The organism is Corynebacterium sp. KPL4035 (genome assembly GCF_037908325.1).
Taxonomy (GTDB): Bacteria; Actinomycetota; Actinomycetes; order Mycobacteriales; family Mycobacteriaceae; genus Corynebacterium; species Corynebacterium kefirresidentii.
This window is the reverse complement of sequence record NZ_JBBMGF010000008.1, coordinates 18,716-34,687: the sequence shown is the minus strand read 5'-3', so window position 1 is coordinate 34,687 and position 15,972 is coordinate 18,716. Positions and strand designations below refer to the sequence as shown.

General features: G+C 56.2%; 14 protein-coding genes. 6 read left to right on the top strand and 8 right to left on the bottom strand.

All coding sequences use genetic code 11. The features are described from left to right. The first annotated feature begins 118 nt into the window (after positions 1 to 118). The 4 genes from WMP96_RS08320 to WMP96_RS08305 all read left to right on the top strand — a co-directional run bounded on the left by WMP96_RS08320 (position 119) and on the right by WMP96_RS08305 (position 4,064). Positions 119 to 1,231 (top strand): LLM class flavin-dependent oxidoreductase, encoded by a 1,113-nt coding sequence (locus tag WMP96_RS08320; protein WP_239204071.1) that lies wholly within the window; start codon positions 119 to 121, stop codon positions 1,229 to 1,231. A 2-nt stretch (positions 1,232 to 1,233) separates the two neighbouring features. After that, complete coding sequence (locus WMP96_RS08315) at positions 1,234 to 1,893, top strand: FMN reductase (RefSeq protein WP_239204073.1); 660 nt, start codon at positions 1,234 to 1,236, stop codon at positions 1,891 to 1,893. A 175-nt stretch (positions 1,894 to 2,068) separates the two neighbouring features. Next, a complete protein-coding gene (locus tag WMP96_RS08310; RefSeq protein WP_239204075.1) occupies positions 2,069 to 3,478 on the top strand; it encodes an L-serine ammonia-lyase in 1,410 nt (469 codons plus the stop codon). 10 nt (positions 3,479 to 3,488) lie between these two features. Beyond that, complete coding sequence (locus WMP96_RS08305; RefSeq protein WP_301715714.1) at positions 3,489 to 4,064, top strand: TetR/AcrR family transcriptional regulator; 576 nt, start codon at positions 3,489 to 3,491, stop codon at positions 4,062 to 4,064. Positions 4,065 to 4,090: 26 nt separating this feature from the next. Here the strand turns inward: WMP96_RS08305 and hisS are convergent, their stop codons facing one another. The 3 genes from hisS to tpx all read right to left on the bottom strand — a co-directional run bounded on the left by hisS (position 4,091) and on the right by tpx (position 6,603). Further along, complete coding sequence (gene hisS, locus WMP96_RS08300) at positions 4,091 to 5,380, bottom strand: histidine--tRNA ligase (RefSeq protein ID WP_340432833.1); 1,290 nt, start codon at positions 5,378 to 5,380, stop codon at positions 4,091 to 4,093. 5 nt (positions 5,381 to 5,385) lie between these two features. Next, complete coding sequence (locus WMP96_RS08295) at positions 5,386 to 6,021, bottom strand: MBL fold metallo-hydrolase (RefSeq protein WP_239204081.1); 636 nt, start codon at positions 6,019 to 6,021, stop codon at positions 5,386 to 5,388. Positions 6,022 to 6,105: 84 nt separating this feature from the next. Next, complete coding sequence (tpx, locus tag WMP96_RS08290; RefSeq protein WP_200287423.1) at positions 6,106 to 6,603, bottom strand: thiol peroxidase; 498 nt, start codon at positions 6,601 to 6,603, stop codon at positions 6,106 to 6,108. Positions 6,604 to 6,745: 142 nt separating this feature from the next. Here tpx and WMP96_RS08285 point away from each other — a divergent pair, with 142 nt between their 5' ends. Beyond that, entirely contained in the window at positions 6,746 to 7,606 is an 861-nt protein-coding gene (locus WMP96_RS08285; RefSeq protein WP_301715712.1) for a peptidylprolyl isomerase, read from the top strand. Between the two features lie 351 nt (positions 7,607 to 7,957). Then, entirely contained in the window at positions 7,958 to 8,260 is a 303-nt protein-coding gene (locus WMP96_RS08280) for a hypothetical protein (protein ID WP_200287419.1), read from the top strand. A gap of 126 nt (positions 8,261 to 8,386) precedes the next feature. Here WMP96_RS08280 and WMP96_RS08275 read toward each other — a convergent pair whose 3' ends face one another. The 5 genes from WMP96_RS08275 to WMP96_RS08255 all read right to left on the bottom strand — a co-directional run bounded on the left by WMP96_RS08275 (position 8,387) and on the right by WMP96_RS08255 (position 15,961). Further along, a complete protein-coding gene (locus WMP96_RS08275; RefSeq protein ID WP_023021441.1) occupies positions 8,387 to 8,959 on the bottom strand; it encodes a DUF421 domain-containing protein in 573 nt (190 codons plus the stop codon). A 97-nt stretch (positions 8,960 to 9,056) separates the two neighbouring features. After that, positions 9,057 to 11,129, bottom strand: coding sequence for a bifunctional metallophosphatase/5'-nucleotidase (locus WMP96_RS08270; RefSeq protein WP_301715711.1), 2,073 nt, complete (start codon positions 11,127 to 11,129; stop codon positions 9,057 to 9,059). Between the two features lie 188 nt (positions 11,130 to 11,317). Continuing rightward, positions 11,318 to 13,606: a RelA/SpoT family protein gene (locus WMP96_RS08265; protein ID WP_156900699.1), complete on the bottom strand. Its 2,289-nt coding sequence runs from the start codon at positions 13,604 to 13,606 to the stop codon at positions 11,318 to 11,320. An 87-nt stretch (positions 13,607 to 13,693) separates the two neighbouring features. Continuing rightward, on the bottom strand, positions 13,694 to 14,239 hold the full coding sequence (locus tag WMP96_RS08260; protein WP_023021438.1) for an adenine phosphoribosyltransferase: 546 nt from the start codon (positions 14,237 to 14,239) through the stop codon (positions 13,694 to 13,696). Between the two features lie 54 nt (positions 14,240 to 14,293). Beyond that, positions 14,294 to 15,961, bottom strand: coding sequence for an ABC transporter substrate-binding protein (locus WMP96_RS08255; RefSeq protein ID WP_301715710.1), 1,668 nt, complete (start codon positions 15,959 to 15,961; stop codon positions 14,294 to 14,296). Positions 15,962 to 15,972: the final 11 nt, after the last annotated feature.

The window sequence follows — 15,972 nt, the reverse complement described above, 5'->3', positions numbered from 1 at the left end:
GCTGTGGTTGGTTGCACCGGCGGACCTACCGGTACTAATGGATGCCCTAGAATGGGAATGATTCGCCAGCCGTTCACACTGCGTCTTTTACCCCTGGGCACCGCAGAGAAAGGTAACCATGCAATTCGGCATCTTCAGTATCGGGGATTTAACCACTGACCCCAACTCAGGAAAAACTCCCTCTGAGGCCGAGCGCATCCGCAACTTAACGGAGATTGCACTCAAGGCCGAGGAGGTAGGCCTTGATGTCTTTGCCACCGGCGAGCACCACAACCCGCCCTTCGTGCCGTCCTCACCTACCACGCACTTGGCCTATATCGCCGCGCAGACTAAGCGCTTGCAGCTCTCGACTGCAACGACTCTTATTACTACAAATGACCCGGTCAAGATCGCAGAGGACTATGCCTTCCTGCAGCACCTTGCACAAGGACGAGTAGACCTCATGCTGGGCCGCGGAAATACGGGCCCGGTCTATCCGTGGTTTGGCAAGGATATCCAGCAAGGCATTCCCTTGGCTATTGAAAATTATCACCTGCTGCGCAGGCTCTGGCGCGAGCCAGTTGTTAATTGGCAAGGAAAGTTCCGCACAGGCTTGGAAGGGTTTACCGCGACTCCGGCGCCGCTGGATGGAATTCCACCCTTTGTCTGGCACGGCTCAATTCGTTCGCCGCAAATTGCCGAGCAAGCTGCTTATTACGGCGATGGTTTCTTCCATAACAATATCTTTTGGAATAAGGAACACACTGCTCAGATGGTAGATCTCTACCGCCGTCGTTTTGCAAGCTACGGCCACGGCCAAGCGGACCAAGCGATTGTAGGCCTTGGTGGCCAGGTCTTTATCGGCGATACCGAGCAAGAGGCTAAAGATTTCTTCCGCCCCTACTTCGACAATGCCCCGGTCTATGGACACGGCCCCAGCCTCGAAGAATTCACGGCCCAGACCCCATTGACCGTTGGCACCGTGGAGCAAGTAATTGAAAAGACCCTCAGTTTTGCTGACTGGGCCGGGGACTACCAGCGTCAGCTTTTCCTCATCGATCATGCCGGGCTACCGCAAGAAGTAGTCCTCGAGCAGATAGAAATCCTTGGCACCCAAGTAGTCCCCGAGCTGCGACGACGCTTTGAACAACGCCGTCCCAGCCACGTTCCTTCTAACCCGCCGACGCACGCTAGCTTGCTCGCTGAGCCCAATTCTTCTCACCTGCAGGTCAGCCCTGGAAAGGAACACTAGTTATGCGCTCCCTACTCGTTATTTCAGCTGGCTTATCACAACCGTCTTCCTCTCGCCGGCTGGCAGACATGCTTGCAGAGGCTACCCGCGCCAAAATCTCCGCGCGCGGTGAAGGGACCCAGATCGACGTCATTGAGATTCGCGATTTGGCTTTCGAACTAGCTACTGCCATGACAGATCGGACTGCGTCGACGCCGGAGTTGGCCCGGGCCCAGGAGTGCATTGCTCAGGCCGATGGGCTTATTGCCGTCACTCCTGTATTTCAGGGAAGCTACTCAGGCCTCTTCAAGATGTTCTTTGATACCTTGAAGCCCCATGCACTAGACGATCTTCCCACCATTATCGCAGCTACAGCTGGTTCTTCGCGCCACTCCCTAATTTTGGATTACGCGCTTCGCCCACTGTTTAATCAACTCCACGCAAATATCGTGCCAACGGGAGTTTTTCAGGCTGCGGAAGACTTGGGCACTCCAGAAGGAGAACGCATTGTCACCCGCATTGAGCGCTCTGCCATTCAGTTAGCTGACCAAATGGTTGCCCCCAGGGACAGGGTGTCTGGAATCGCTGGCGAGCTGGAGGGGTTGGGTGGCCACTCTACTGTGCGGCTAGCCAAGGAGAACTTCATCCCCTTGGGAAAGCTCCTGAATGGATACGGCGACTAGGCCACAGGCGCGGTCGGTACTTCGCATAGGCGGCGATTGATAGAAGGTGTGACTTTCGCTACGCTGGGCACAGAAAACTTGCCTCTCCCCTCGCTTCCGGCTTTGCCCCTTGATACGAGAAAAGCCCTAGGAACCAAACACATATCCACCCAGAAAGGTTCGGCACAGCTTAACTATGACAATTAGCGTCACGGACATCTTCTCCATCGGCATCGGCCCGTCCTCTTCGCACACCGTTGGGCCCATGCGCGCGGCTAAGCAATTCCTCGATTCCCTCGAGAAGCACCCGGCGAAGGTGTATACCGAGTTGCGCGGTTCTCTTTCTGCCACTGGTCGCGGGCATGCCTCCGACCGCGCTGTCATCCTCGGTCTCGCTGGCTGGGATCCACTAAGCGTGCCTATCGACGCCGAGCCGCACGCAGGTGGATTTATTCCCAGTGAAGGAACGATTTCTGGCCCCCGCGGCACGGTGGACTATGAGATCGCTTTTGATAACGAACCACTTCCTCAACACCCCAATGGCATGATTTTTAGTGCTTGGGATGAAAGCGGCAACCTCATCGCAGAAAAGGAAGAGTACTTCTCTGTCGGCGGCGGCTTTATTCTCTCTCGCTCCGAGCTTGATGCGGAAGTCGCCGAAAGCAATGAGGTGCCCGCTGGCGTAGCCGCAGCGCAGGTTGATGACACCGTTCCTTATCATTTCACCACGGGCGAAGAATTGCTCAATCTGTGCGAAGCCCATGACAAGGCAATCTGGGAGATCGTGCTAGCCAATGAGGAAGCCTTGCACCGTGACGAAGGCGGCGCCGAATTCGTTTTGCGGCACCTTGATCTGGTCTGGGACATCATGCGGGAGTGCGTGACCGAAGGCATTTCCACCAAAGGCCTGCTACCGGGTGGGTTGCGTGTGCCGCGTCGCGCCCCAAAGATGTACGCCCAGTTGCTGGAAAATCAGGATGACACCAGCTGTGGATTCTCTGCCATGGAGTGGGTCAATCTCTACGCCCTCGCGGTCAATGAGCAAAACGCGGCCGGTGGCCGCGTCATTACCGCACCTACCAATGGTGCGTGCGGCATCATTCCAGCGGTACTGCATTATGCGCGCGATTTCCGCGCAGACTTCACCCGTTCTACCGCCCGGCGCTACCTATTGACCGCCGGTGCTATCGGCATGATCATCAAAGAAAATGCGTCCATCTCCGGAGCTGAGGTGGGCTGCCAAGGCGAGGTAGGTTCCGCCTCCGCTATGGCCGCTGCGGGTATGGCAGAGCTGCTCGGCGCTACTCCGGCGCAGGTAGAAAATGCCGCGGAGATCGCATTGGAGCATAACTTGGGCCTGACCTGCGACCCAGTTGGCGGATTGGTGCAGATTCCGTGCATCGAACGCAATGCCATCGGTGCGGTTAAATCCATCAATGCCGCACGCATGGCCAAGATGGGCGAAGGCACCCATCATGTGACCTTGGATAATGCAGTGCAAACTATGGCAGAGACCGGCCGCGATATGCTCTCCAAATACAAGGAAACCTCCCTGGGCGGATTGGCTAAGACCATGGGCTTTAGTGTGTCCCAGGTGGAGTGCTAAAACAGACTCCATGCGCGCAGATGCCCTTCACCGCCGCACAGCTATTATTGCCGCGGCGTGTCAGTTATTCCGATCCCACGGCGATAATGTCGCTTTGGATAAGGTAGCCGCACAGGCTGGGGTGAGTGTAGCCACCGTCTATCGCAACTTCCCTAACCGCGCGAGCCTTATCCGCGCTTGCGCAGAATATATGGGCGATGCCTTTGCGAGGTTCCAACTGCGTCTCATCGCTGACTTTGAGGATCCTAAGAATTCCGGCAATGATTATGTCCGCGCTTATGCCACCCATATCCTTACCATGGAGCTTAATACCCTTATCCCTGCCTTCATCCCTCAGGATTTGGATTCTCTGAGCCCCGAGCTAACCGCTCAGCGTGACCTCTTGGAGAGCAATGGGCGCAGGTTTATTGAGCTTGGGCAACAGCACGGCGAGATCGGCCCCGGAGTCACCCACCTCGAGTTCATTGTGGGCCTTCTCAGCTTGGCGCGGCCCCGCGAGGTCGATGTTGAGGCCTACCAGCCGGACCTCCAAGAAATGATTATTGATCTGTACTTGGCGGGTATTAAAAGAGGGCACCGCGCCTAAGCGCGATGCCCACCGGCTACAAAAACCTAAGCCTCGCCGTGCATTTCGCGTGTAAGGACGGAAACTAGGTCAGAGAAATTGACGTCGTGCTGCTCGTGCGCGGCTAGGTCCTTGAGCGCAACGGTGCCGTTTTCTAGCTCCTGCTCGCCCAGTACCAGAGCGAAGCGCGCACCTGCGCGGTCCGCACCCTTCATCGCGCCCTTGAGGCCACGGTCTCCAAAAGACATATCCGCGGAAATGCCGGCCTTGCGGAGAACATTGATAAGAGTGGTCATGGTGCGCTTTGCGGAGGCACCCAGCGCCACGCCAAAGACGTCCACGCGAGAATCTACGCCTTCTAGGGTGATGCCCTCGGCTTCAAGAGCCAGCAGGGCGCGGTCGACGCCCAAGCCATAGCCAATGCCGGATAGGTCTTGGCCGCCCAGCTGGGCCATCAGGCCGTCGTAGCGTCCACCGCCACCGATACCGGACTGCGCACCAAGGCCGTCGTGGACGAACTCGAAGCAGGTCTTAGTGTAGTAATCCAGTCCGCGCACCATGCGCGGATTAATCTCATAAGCTACGCCCATATCATCCAACATGCCGGTAACGGTCTCGAAATGCTCGCGGCATTCCGCATTAAGGTGGTCGAGCATCAAGGGGGCATCGACAAGCTGCTCTTGGACTTCCGGACGCTTATCATCCAGCACACGCAGAGGATTGATCTCAGCACGGTGGCGGGTCTCTTCATCCAAATCAAGCTTAAAGAGGAACTCCTGCAGCTTCTCCCGGTAAGCCGGACGGCAATTGCGATCGCCTAAACTGGTGAGCTCGAGGCGGAAGCCGCTAAGCCCCAGCGAACGGAAGGAACGGTCTGCCAAAGCAATGACCTCGGCGTCTAGCGCAGGATCGTCGACACCAATTGCCTCCACACCCACCTGCTGGAGCTGGCGGTAGCGGCCGGCTTGCGGGCGTTCGTAGCGGAAGAACGGACCAAAATAGTTAAGCTTCACGGGCAGTTGGCCACGGTCCAAGTTGTGCTCAATGACAGAGCGCATCACGCCGGCAGTACCCTCCGGGCGCAAGGTAACGGAGCGGTCACCGCGATCGGCGAAGGTGTACATCTCTTTAGATACCACGTCGGTGGACTCGCCTACGCCACGAGCAAAGAGCGCGGTGTCTTCAAAAATGGGCAGCTCAATGTGCTGGAAGCCGGAGAGATGTGCCTGCTCCACCATGGTCTGGCGCACCTTATAGAATGCGGCCGACTGCGGTGGGAAATAGTCTGGGACACCTTTAGGAGCGGACAGGGCTTGAAACTGCTTTTTATTACTCACGGGTATTACAGTACCTCCCTCAATGTAGCGAAGAACGGATTGGTCGCCCTCTCCTTACGCATGGTTGTGGTGGGACCATGGCCGGGCAGAATGTCGAGGTTATCCGCCAAACTCCACACTGGGCCCGCAAGGGACTTCTGCATGGCTTTGGGATCCGAGTGAGGTAGGTCGGTACGACCAATGGCACCGGCAAAGAGCACATCACCAGTTAAGGCAAAGTCCTCAGCAATGATCATGGTGCATCCCGGAGAATGCCCGGGCGCATGCTTCAGGCAGAAGGTATGGCCGAGAAGTTCTAGGGTTTCCCCGTCTTGTAGCTCGCGCACATCGTTGATGGGGACCATATGAGCGGCGTCGAAAAGCTCCTGCGCCTGGGGCGAAACACCTTCGCCGCTGGCGAGCATAAACTTATCAGCGGGGTGGATATAAACAGGGATATCGAGCTTTTCGGCAAGGGATCCGGCGTCGCGGGTGTGGTCAATGTGGCCGTGGGTAAGCACGATAGCCTCATAGTCCAAGTCATGCTCTAGGACTTTTTCCATCGCATCCATGCCGGGATCGACGATAAAGGCGCGACGGCCCTCCGCAATCACATAGGTATTGGTCTGAAAGGGACCGGCAGTAAAACCGAAAATTTCCATACCCACCACCCTAGCTGCCCAGATAATAAAGAGCCGTCCGGCCCCGTCTTCGTAGATGAACCTCGACCAGCAACGCCGTGAGGCCTAGCTCAAAACATCCCACACCTTCTCGTAGTCAAGCTGGGTGACAACACCTGGAACCATTTGTGTGTGCATCACCCGGTGATTTTCATCGGCCACGACCACGGAGCGGGCAAGGAGGCCTTCCAATACGGAATCGCGTACGGTCACGCCGAACTTCTCTCCAAAATCCGATCGAAATGCGGAGGCGGCGATGACATCAGCAATGCCTTCCGCAGCGCAAAAACGCTTGAGGGTAAAAGGCAAGTCACGAGAAACGCAAAGAAGCTTAGTGTTATCTAGCTGCGCAACCTGCTCATGGAAACGGCGCAGTTGCTCCTGGCAGGAAGGGGTTTCGATAGAGGGAAAGATGGAGATAATAAGGCGCGTGCCCGCGAAAGTCTCATTGTTAATCTGACTCAGGTCCGTACCGATGAGTTCGAATTCGGGCAGCGGGTCTCCCACTGCGGGAAGTTCACCAACGGTGGGTGTTGGCGGGTCGATAAAATCTGGTTCAACCATAGAAACCAGAGTACTTATGACTTGGCTCAATAGCCATTGACTAGCCCGATTTACGTGCCCACGCTTTCTTCGAAGTACGGAACCGCTAAACTCGGTCAGGTTGAATCATGCCACCGAAAATCGCTAGAAAGGTTGACTCCCGGTGCCAAATAATAAAAAGCGCGGCGAAGAGGCGCTGAGCAAGCTCGAGCGCGAGCTAAAATCCCGCGAACGCAAGCAAAAGACACGCCCGCTGGGCGTTGTCTTCGCGTCCCTCGTAGTAATCCTCGCCTTGGTAGGCGGTATTTACTACTTGTCGACCCGCGAAGGCGACGATGAGAAGGTCCAGGCTGAGGAGTCCTCCGCAGCTGAGACCTCGCAGCAGACCCCACAGGCACAGCCCATCGCAGATAAGCGCGCAAAGGCTCTGCCGGATACCGTGACCTGTAAGTACGAGGACACCGGTCAAGATTCCAATGGTGCGACTAAGCCGAATGGAAAGGATATTTCCACCAAGGGCACCGTTACCGTTTCCTTTGAGACTTCTCAGGGCACCATTGAGATGGAAATGGATCGTGCCAAGGCGCCGTGTGCCACCAACGCAATTTCTGAATTGGCAAAGTCTGGCTACTACGACAACACCGTCTGCCACCGTATGACCTCGAGTGGGATCAACGTTTTGCAGTGTGGCGATCCGACCGGTTCCGGTTCCGGCGGCCCTGGCTTCAGCTTCGCTGATGAGTACCCCACCGACGAGGTGGATGAGAAGGATGCACAGAACCCCGTTATCTACCCGCGCGGCTCCGTCGCCATGGCAAATAGCGGTCCAGACACCAATGGTTCTCAGTTCTTCCTCAACTATGACGATTCCGAGTTGGCCCCGAACTACACCTACTTCGCCACCATTACCGATGAAGGTATGAAGACGATGGACAAGATTGCCAAGAACGGTGTCGAAGGCGGCCAGCCAGACGGCAAACCAGCAAAGGAAGTCAAGATCAAGAAGGCAACCGTCAAAGCCTAGGCGCTTTAAAAGCCCTGCTTGGCGACGCCTCCCCTGCCACCACCGCACACCCCCTAACGGGGGCAAGGGTTAAGCCCCGCGCATTCGTCACTTTCACAACGTACGGACGCGCCGGGGCTTTTACTTTCCTTAATTTGACCTGAGCCTGAATATGAGCCCTTAGCTGCAGAAACACTAACCTTCTAAAATTCCCCTAGTTCACACTAGCCACAAGAGTAAACTTGCAGCACACAGCAGACTTTCAGATATTTCAGCGAGTAAACAAAACCTGCCAATACTGTTGCGGAAGCCTGTCAGCCTGTCTAGTATTTGAAACGTCTTTGAACGCACCAAGCTTGTTAGGAATCAAAAATGAAGCTTTTCTCCCGCAAGGCACTCGTTGCCGGCGCAACCGCTCTGTCCATGACCTTCGCTGGCACCACCGTTGCTACCGCTGCCGAGACCACTCCAGCGTCCTCCACCGAGAACAAGGAGTCCGCCGCTGCGACCACCACCAATGGCGCTGAGCCGACCGAGGAGGGTTCCTCCATCAAGGATATGGATCCTAAGGAAATCAAGGCTTGGATCGGCGTTGTTACCTCCGTCATCGGCGCTCTGGGCACCCTGTTCGCCTTCGCAAACAAGTACCTCGACCTGCCTTTCGGCAACAAGTAAGGTCACCGCTTCATAGCGATTCTTAAGCCGCTGCATTCCAAAAGGGAATGCAGCGGCTTTTTCATAGGCTTTTGAGCAATCGGAAGAACTGACCGACGCTTGAGCTTTCCAGGCTTAGGGATGCATCTAGGACTCTTTGGCGTCTTCAATGTACTCGGACCCTACGAGGTCTTTGAAAAGCTCTGGATCGATCGTTTGACCGACCCTGATGACAGAGATATGACCCGTGGGCTCCAGGATCATAATCTGTACGTCCTGCATGCGGCTAATGCCTGCCTTGCGGGCAGCAGAATAGATATCTGACTTAGTAATATGCGCCAGGGTCAAGTTATCCTCAACCATTTTCCCGCGAAATACTAGGAGAACTGGGCGCCGGTCAAGAAAGCGAGTCCACTTCACCACTTTGCGGATAGTACCGAACGCGGCCTCTAGAGCCATCAGAGTAGTCAAGCCGATTACGCCGGCGGCCAGGGTCGGTGGATTACCCACAATGACACGGCCTGCAACCGCGCCGAACATAATGATGATGATGGCATCTGAGGCCGTCATGGAAGTAAGGACCCGGGAGCCAAATATCTTCACTAGGACCATGAAGGATAGATAAATGCCCAAAGTGGCCAATACGACAACGGGGATACGGTGCCATTCAATGCCTAGTTGATAGGTAATTTCGCGCAGGAAGAGGTCTAGAGTATCCACGGTTGATTAGGTTACCTGGCTGCTGCACGGCATACAGAAAAGGCGGAGCGATACTCCCCCGTTCAGGAAGAACCGCTCCGCCTAGCGCCGTGATGGCTTAGAGGTGGAATTGCTTGCGCAGGTCCTCAATCATCTTGCGCGCTGGGGCAGGAAGAATCTGCGGGTTCATACCCACAACCGCAACACCAGCTACCAGCGCCGCGACAATGGCAAATACTGCGCTGCCCATGGAAGAACCGTTAGAGGACAAGGAGGAACCCTTCGGCTCGGGCTTAGCACCCGGCTCCTGGGAGCCCTCGCCGCTTACCTCGATAGGCAGAGTTGCCTTCGTGCCGGCATCGGTGGTGATTTCGAGGTTTTGCTTGCCGCTGAGGTTTTCTGGAACGGTGAGCTTTACCGTTGCACGTCCGCGCTCGCCAAATTGCGCATCGCCTTCCTGGGCAGCGTTGTCGATGTCGACGGTCTGCTCAGCGTCACCCAACTTCACGGTTGCCTTCTTGGCCATCGGCTCACCCTCGGTGGAGTAATTAAGGCTAGACAGATTGACGGTAATTTCCTTACCCGGCTTCACCTCACCTTCAACGTGGGCACCGATTTGACCTTGTCCGGTGCGGACCTCAGATTCACCCGACTTGATGTAGTCAATCATGGCCTGAGTGTCCATGTAGCCCACATCGTTTTTGTCCTTGATGGAACCAGCGTTGAAATAGCCATCGCCGCCGGCTTCTTCGTCACTAGAAGCAAGGAAGGACGACAGCGCGATGGAATAATCCTTCTTCGGGTCAATCTGTTCGCCGTTGATGGTCACGGACTTTACCCGCTCACCCTTATTGGCCTTCTGGTCGTAGACCACCTGCACATTATTGGAAAGCCCCATGGCCAAGCGCGGACGGCTGCCTTCCTGCCACTGGTTTTCCAAAGCCTTGATGAACTCCTCGCCGGAAATCTTTGCGGTAATCACGGAGTTACCAAACGGCTGCACCTCAAAGATGTCCTTGTAGGTAACGTCGCCACCCTTCAGGTCAGCACGCACACCACCGGCGTTCATGACACCGATCTCGATATCCTTACCTACCTGCTTGCTCATGGCATAGCGTTGGCCATCTGCGATGAAGTTATTGAGGGTGGATTCTACGCCACGGTTGGAGCCTGCCTCTGCGCCTTCGTCAGAGCCACGGAACAGGTCCTGCTTGACGTTTCCTGCAGTCTTGGAGCCTTCTACCTCGGCTTCCTTTTGTGCCTTTTCCACCACAGCTGCAATGCCAGCGTCCGGCTCGACAGCGGTAGCGTCGGTAGCATCGTACTGGCTGAGTTTGATGTCGGTTACCTTCTTGGCGGACTTGTCAAAGGTAATGTCGACGTCGTTAAGCAACTTGCCATACTCATGCCCCTGCGCCCATTGCAACGGGAGTGCACCTTCGCGCGGGACTTCGCCCTTGGTGCGCTGGTGAGTATCGCCGCCGAAAAGCACGTCTACGTCTTTACTGAAGCCCTCGGCATATTCTTGGGCATCCTCGTGGAAAAGGGCGACAACAACGTCCGCTTCGCCGGACTCCTTTAGCCGGGCGGCCTCTTCATTGGTTGCCTTTACTGGATCCGTGAAGGTAACGCCCGGGATCTTGGCCGCAGATACCTTGTACTTGGTATTTTCCGTCACGGTTCCGACATAGCCCACCTTGACGCCGTCCACGTCTTCAACGTGAGAAGGCTTAAGCAAGGGCTTGCCGTCTTTCAGCACGTTGGCACCCAAGATGGGATACGTGGAGTTCGGCTGAATGCGCTCGGTTAGATCCTCGGTGCCCTTATCAAACTCGTGGTTGCCCACTGCGGATACCTTCATGCCCATCTGATTGAGAGCCTCAAGGGTGTACTTGTCATCAGAAATTGCAGATACAAAGGCAGAGCCGCCTACGTTATCGCCCGAAGAAGTCAGGTTGAATTCCTGACCTTCATTGACCTGCTTGATTAGGGACTGCAAACGAGCCACGCCAATTTCATCGCCGGCCTTTGCTGGGTCGCCGATCTTGTCCTCCAAGTGACCGTGAATATCGGTGATATTGGTGACAGAGATGGTGGTCTTGTTTTCTTGTGCGACCGCCTGCGCGCCGGAGAGAGCTACAGCGGATACGGTAGTGGCGGCCACAAGTTGGCCGATGCGGCGAAACTGCATTGAAATACTCCTAGATTGTAGAAAGCAACAGGATAATTTATATCGCTTTACTAACAACTTGGCAGGAGAAACTAAGCTCGCTTGCTGGGGATTTACCTGGCAGAAGCCGAAAATTCATACACTGGTAACCAGCCCGAAGCCTTCGCGTTGCTTGCCCCGCCCCTCCTTGAGGGTAAGGAGAAAGCGCGCTAAGCAGTTACTCGGTAAACGTCGAAGACGCCTTCCGTATTGCGCAAGGTCGTCATTAACGTGCCCAGCTGCTTGGTGTCTGACACCGAGAACGTAAACCTAACCGTCGCAATGTGGTCATCTCCCCGGTTGGAGTTCATAGTCAAAACGTTGATGTTCTCATCACTCATAACGCGGGTGAGCTCTGAAAGAAGGCCTTGCCGGTCAAGGGCTTCCAATTGCAACGTCGCAGAGAAAGCACCGGTAGCGGAGGTCCCAGAAGACCAGGCCACCTCTAGCATGCGCTCGGGTTCTGCTTTGAGCTTTTCCGCGTTGGTGCAGTCGGCTCGGTGCACTGATACTCCGCCGCCGCGGGTTACGAAACCAAAGATGGTATCGCCTGGTACAGGCTGGCAGCATTTGGCGAGCTTGGCCATTACATCAGGGCTGCCCTCCACCAAGATGCCGGTGCCCGATGCGGAGTCCTCGGTGTGCTGGGCACGGGAATTTTCAATCTCAGACAGCGGCGTGCGCGAGGCCAAAGTGTCAATTGCATCGTCCTGGTCCCCAAACATGGCAACCAATTGATTGGCAACATGTTGCGCAGATACTTGGCCCGCGCCGATGGCGGTATACAGCGAATCGACATCAGCGTGGTGCAGCTGCTCCGCCACCTGCTTCATGGATCTGGCGGTAAACAGGCGGTGCATCGGCAGGCCGCCTCGCTGGACCTCAGTGGCTAGGGCATCTCGCCCAGCCTCCAAATGTTCTTCGCGGCGCTCTTTGGCAAACCACTGCCGTACCTTAGTCTTAGCGCGTGCAGATACCAGAAAGTCCTGCCAATCACGGGACGGGCCTGCGTTAGGGTCTTTAGAAGTAAAGATCTCAACCTTGTCACCGGATTTTAGCTTCGATTCCAGTGCTACCAGCTTGCCATTGACCTTGGCACCGATACACCTATGCCCCACTTCGGTATGTACTGCATAGGCAAAGTCCACCGGAGTAGAACCTGCTGGCAGATTTACTACGTCACCCTTAGGGGTAAAGGCAAAGATTTGCTTAGCGGTAAGGTCATAGCGCAGGGAATCTAGGAACTCATTAGGGTCAGCTGCTTCCTTCTGCCAGTCCAGAAGTTGGCGCATCCACGCCATCTGGTCCACTTCTTCTTGGTGGCCCGAGTTCTTGCCCTTGGTTTCCTTGTAACGCCAGTGAGCGGCCACGCCAAATTCGGCGTTGTAGTGCATCTCGTGGGTGCGTACCTGGACCTCCAGCGTGGCACCACCATCGCCTAGCACTGTGGTGTGCAGCGATTGATAGACACCAAATCGCGGCGAAGAAATATAGTCCTTAAAGCGCCCGGGCAGAGCTTGGTAGATCGAGTGAACCACGCCAATTGCGGCATAACAGCTATTGACATCCTCTACTAGGATGCGGATACCCACTAGGTCAAAAATCTCTGCAAAGTCGCGGCCACGTACGATCATCTTTTGGTAGATGGACCAGTAGTGCTTTGGCCGGCCCATAACCTCAGCTTCAATGCCGTTTTCCTTCAATGCCGCACTAACTTGGCTAATGATCTCTTTGAGCGCGCGGTCACGCGAGGGGGCGCGGTCTGCCACCATGCGCACAATCTCGTCGTACTTTTTGGGGTACAGGATGGCAAAGGATAGGTCCTCCAGCTCCCACTTCACACTGGCCATGCCTAAGCGGTGAGCTAATGGAGCGATAACCTCGAGGGTTTGGCGCGCCTTTTTGGCCTGCTTTTCGGGCGGGAGGAACCGCATCGTACGCATATTGTGCAGGCGGTCGCTTACCTTAATGACCAAGACGCGCGGGTCAGTGGCCATGGCTACGATCATCTTGCGGATGGTTTCCGCCTCTGCGGCCGAGCCCAGCGCCACCTTATCCAACTTCGTCACACCGTCAACCAGCCGGGCCACCTCGGGGCCGAAATCCCTGGTGAGGTCGTCTAAGGAGTAGTCCGTATCCTCCACCGTATCGTGCAAGAGCGCTGCCACGATGGTGGTGGTGTCCATACCAATTTCCGCAGCGATCGTAGCAACGGCAAGTGGGTGGGTGATATAAGGTTCTCCAGATTTGCGGAAAACCCCTTCATGCAGACGCTCGGCGGTGTTATAAGCACGATTGAGCAGGTCTGAGTCGGCCTTAGGGTGAAACTTGCGGTGGATGGACATCAGCGGGTCCAGCACCGGATTCACCCTGACTCGGCCGCCTGTGAGCGAACGGGCAAGGCGAGCCGACATGCTACGCATACCGCCGCCGGTCTGGCGCTTTACGGGTTTATCCATGGCCATTTCTACCGCCCTTCACAGTGCCACGGGCCATATTGGCCTCATATTCGTCTAGATCGTGGGATCTAGCTTAGACACTTCATCTTAGTCTGTGGCATTTAGCACAATGAGCGGCGGGCCGGATAAACGCTCACGCCCATTGAGGCCTTTGACTTCCAGCACAACGACGTTGCCGGCAACCTCGGCACCCGCGGACTCGAGCAGAAGTTTCGCACCATGGAGGGTGCCACCGGTGGCTAGGACGTCGTCGACAAGCACTACGCGCTTGCCCTTGATGTCGACGCCGCTGGCCGGAATCTCCAGCGCCGCCGAGCCGTATTCCAGCTCGTATTCCTCGGTGTATACCGGAGGAGGAAGCTTGCCCTTCTTGCGGATGGCTAGGATACCCAGGCCCATCTTGTAGGCCACGGCCGAGCCGAGGAGGAAGCCACGGGCATCTAGGCCACCGATCATTTCCGCGCCCAGTTCCTCGCAGGCGGCCGCTAAGCCGTCTACGACGGTGCGAAAAGCCTCTGGGTCTGCCAAAACTGGGGTGAGATCTTCGAAGAGGATACCCTCCTCTGGGAAGTCTTGAACGAGGCGAACCTTATCCTTGAGAGCCTGTGCTGCTGATTCGTAGTGCGAACTCATAATCTTCCTTGAGAAATAATTGCGAGAGGTCGTTAACGGCCGCTGTTGCGGGTCCTACTTCTTTTCGGTTGGAGCGGTGCTACGCCAGCGATCCATATTCCAACCGATGCCCGAGACGCCAGTGTACGGCAGGACACCTTCCACGTCGCGGCGGACGAGGAAGACACGCGGCTGCGCGGAGAGCGGAATGGACGGAATATCCTTCCACAAAGCTTCTTCTGTCTTCTTAAGCTCCGCAGAGTTCTTCATACTAGCTTCGACCGCGGAGTACTCCGTCTGGGGATCTACCGGTCCAAGGAAAGCGTCGACGGTAGGTGCCCAGGTTTCTGGATCCATTTCCAGGTAGTGCTGAGACATAAACTCCGCAGACGCATCCTCGATGGTGATTCCGGCCGGCTCACAGGATGCACGGAGCTGTTCCACCATCGCTGCGTAACGCTTATCCGGTCCTAAGTAGCCTACCTTGATGGTCGTTCCATTCAGATTCCCCGCCTGCGCCAGATCGGTACCCTGGTGCTCCTTGCCCACTTTGTCGAGGCCGCCGGCAACCGGGTTGGTGACGGAAACGGTGCGCACATAAGCCGGTGGCACCTCTACGCCAGAGGCCGCGGAGCTTGCCTGAGCCACCGCCTGCTGATCGACGCACGCAGCGAAGCTCTCGCGTGCCCACGGCTCGGCGAATACCCCAGCCTCAGACAGCGTCAGCGTATCCGTTAGCTCGCCTACCATTGGGGTAGCTTCATAGGAGTCCTCCTCTGACTCACTTTGATTCCGGTCAAGCCAGTCAGGGGTTGCATTGGCGGCGTCGACCACGCGCAGCGCCCCCTTATTTACCAGCTTTTGCGCGTCAGCATCCGCTGGCCACACCACAACGTGGTCCTCGGCTGGCGCATCCCCAAAGTATTTTTCGTTCGCTTTGAGGATAACCTCGCCCTCATCGCCTATCTTGTCGATGACATAGGGGCCAAAAGACACTTGCAGTTTTGGATCGAGTTGATCCTTTGCCACAGAGAAGCCATACCGCCATGCCTGGGCAACTGGATCTAGCGCTTGCATATCTTCGGCTGCCAGCGCCGCATTAAGCTCCTCAAGGCTCAACCCAGCCTTTTCTGCCAGCGCATGGGCGGGCATGACCGTTCCGGCGCCAAACATATGGCGCCAGCGCTGCCCCTGATCCTTATTAAAGGTCAACGTAAACGATTTGCTGTGGGGTTCGCAGCTGAAATTCGCAATGTCATTCATCAGCGGCATATGGGAGGCAAATTCAGCCGGATGGGTGCCGGCAACGTAAGTCAAATAGTAATCATCACAGGTCACGGGAGTGCCATCGGAAAAGACGGCATCCTCGGCCAAGGTCAGCTGGACGCTGCGCTGGTCGCTGCCCTCAGCGGGCGGGAGCTCTTCCGTTTCTACTAGGTCTGCATTGGGGATCAATTCGCCCGCGGGACCAGGTACGAAAAGGCCAGGATATAGGCGCGTGGACAACAGTCCGGCGGAGCTGGCAGAACCAAAGGAGGTGCCTGCGTTGGTAGTGGCCAGACGGGAATTTACCTGGTACCCAAAGTATCCATAGGATTCTGGTTCCTGGGGCGCAGCCGAAGACTCATCCTCGCCACCCTGCCCGCTGCAGGCAGATGCAGCCAGGGCGAGTGCGGATACGCATGAAGCAAGGGCCCGCCTCCCCCTATGACGTCCTCCAGAACTGCTCTTTTCCTTAAGCATGGTTATGTGCC

Bases quoted from the DNA above. Each gene is read 5' to 3' on its own strand.
- WMP96_RS08270 (WP_301715711.1), bottom strand. From the start codon at position 11,129: ATGCAGTTTCGCCGCATCGGCCAACTTGTGGCCGCCACTACCGTATCC.
- WMP96_RS08295 (WP_239204081.1), bottom strand. From the start codon at position 6,021: ATGGAAATTTTCGGTTTTACTGCCGGTCCCTTTCAGACCAATACCTAT.
- WMP96_RS08280 (WP_200287419.1), top strand. From the start codon at position 7,958: ATGAAGCTTTTCTCCCGCAAGGCACTCGTTGCCGGCGCAACCGCTCTG.
- WMP96_RS08320 (WP_239204071.1), top strand. From the start codon at position 119: ATGCAATTCGGCATCTTCAGTATCGGGGATTTAACCACTGACCCCAAC.
- WMP96_RS08305 (WP_301715714.1), top strand. From the start codon at position 3,489: ATGCGCGCAGATGCCCTTCACCGCCGCACAGCTATTATTGCCGCGGCG.
- WMP96_RS08310 (WP_239204075.1), top strand. From the start codon at position 2,069: ATGACAATTAGCGTCACGGACATCTTCTCCATCGGCATCGGCCCGTCC.
- tpx (WP_200287423.1), bottom strand. From the start codon at position 6,603: ATGGTTGAACCAGATTTTATCGACCCGCCAACACCCACCGTTGGTGAA.
- WMP96_RS08315 (WP_239204073.1), top strand. From the start codon at position 1,234: ATGCGCTCCCTACTCGTTATTTCAGCTGGCTTATCACAACCGTCTTCC.
- WMP96_RS08265 (WP_156900699.1), bottom strand. From the start codon at position 13,606: ATGGATAAACCCGTAAAGCGCCAGACCGGCGGCGGTATGCGTAGCATG.
- WMP96_RS08255 (WP_301715710.1), bottom strand. From the start codon at position 15,961: ATGCTTAAGGAAAAGAGCAGTTCTGGAGGACGTCATAGGGGGAGGCGG.
- WMP96_RS08260 (WP_023021438.1), bottom strand. From the start codon at position 14,239: ATGAGTTCGCACTACGAATCAGCAGCACAGGCTCTCAAGGATAAGGTT.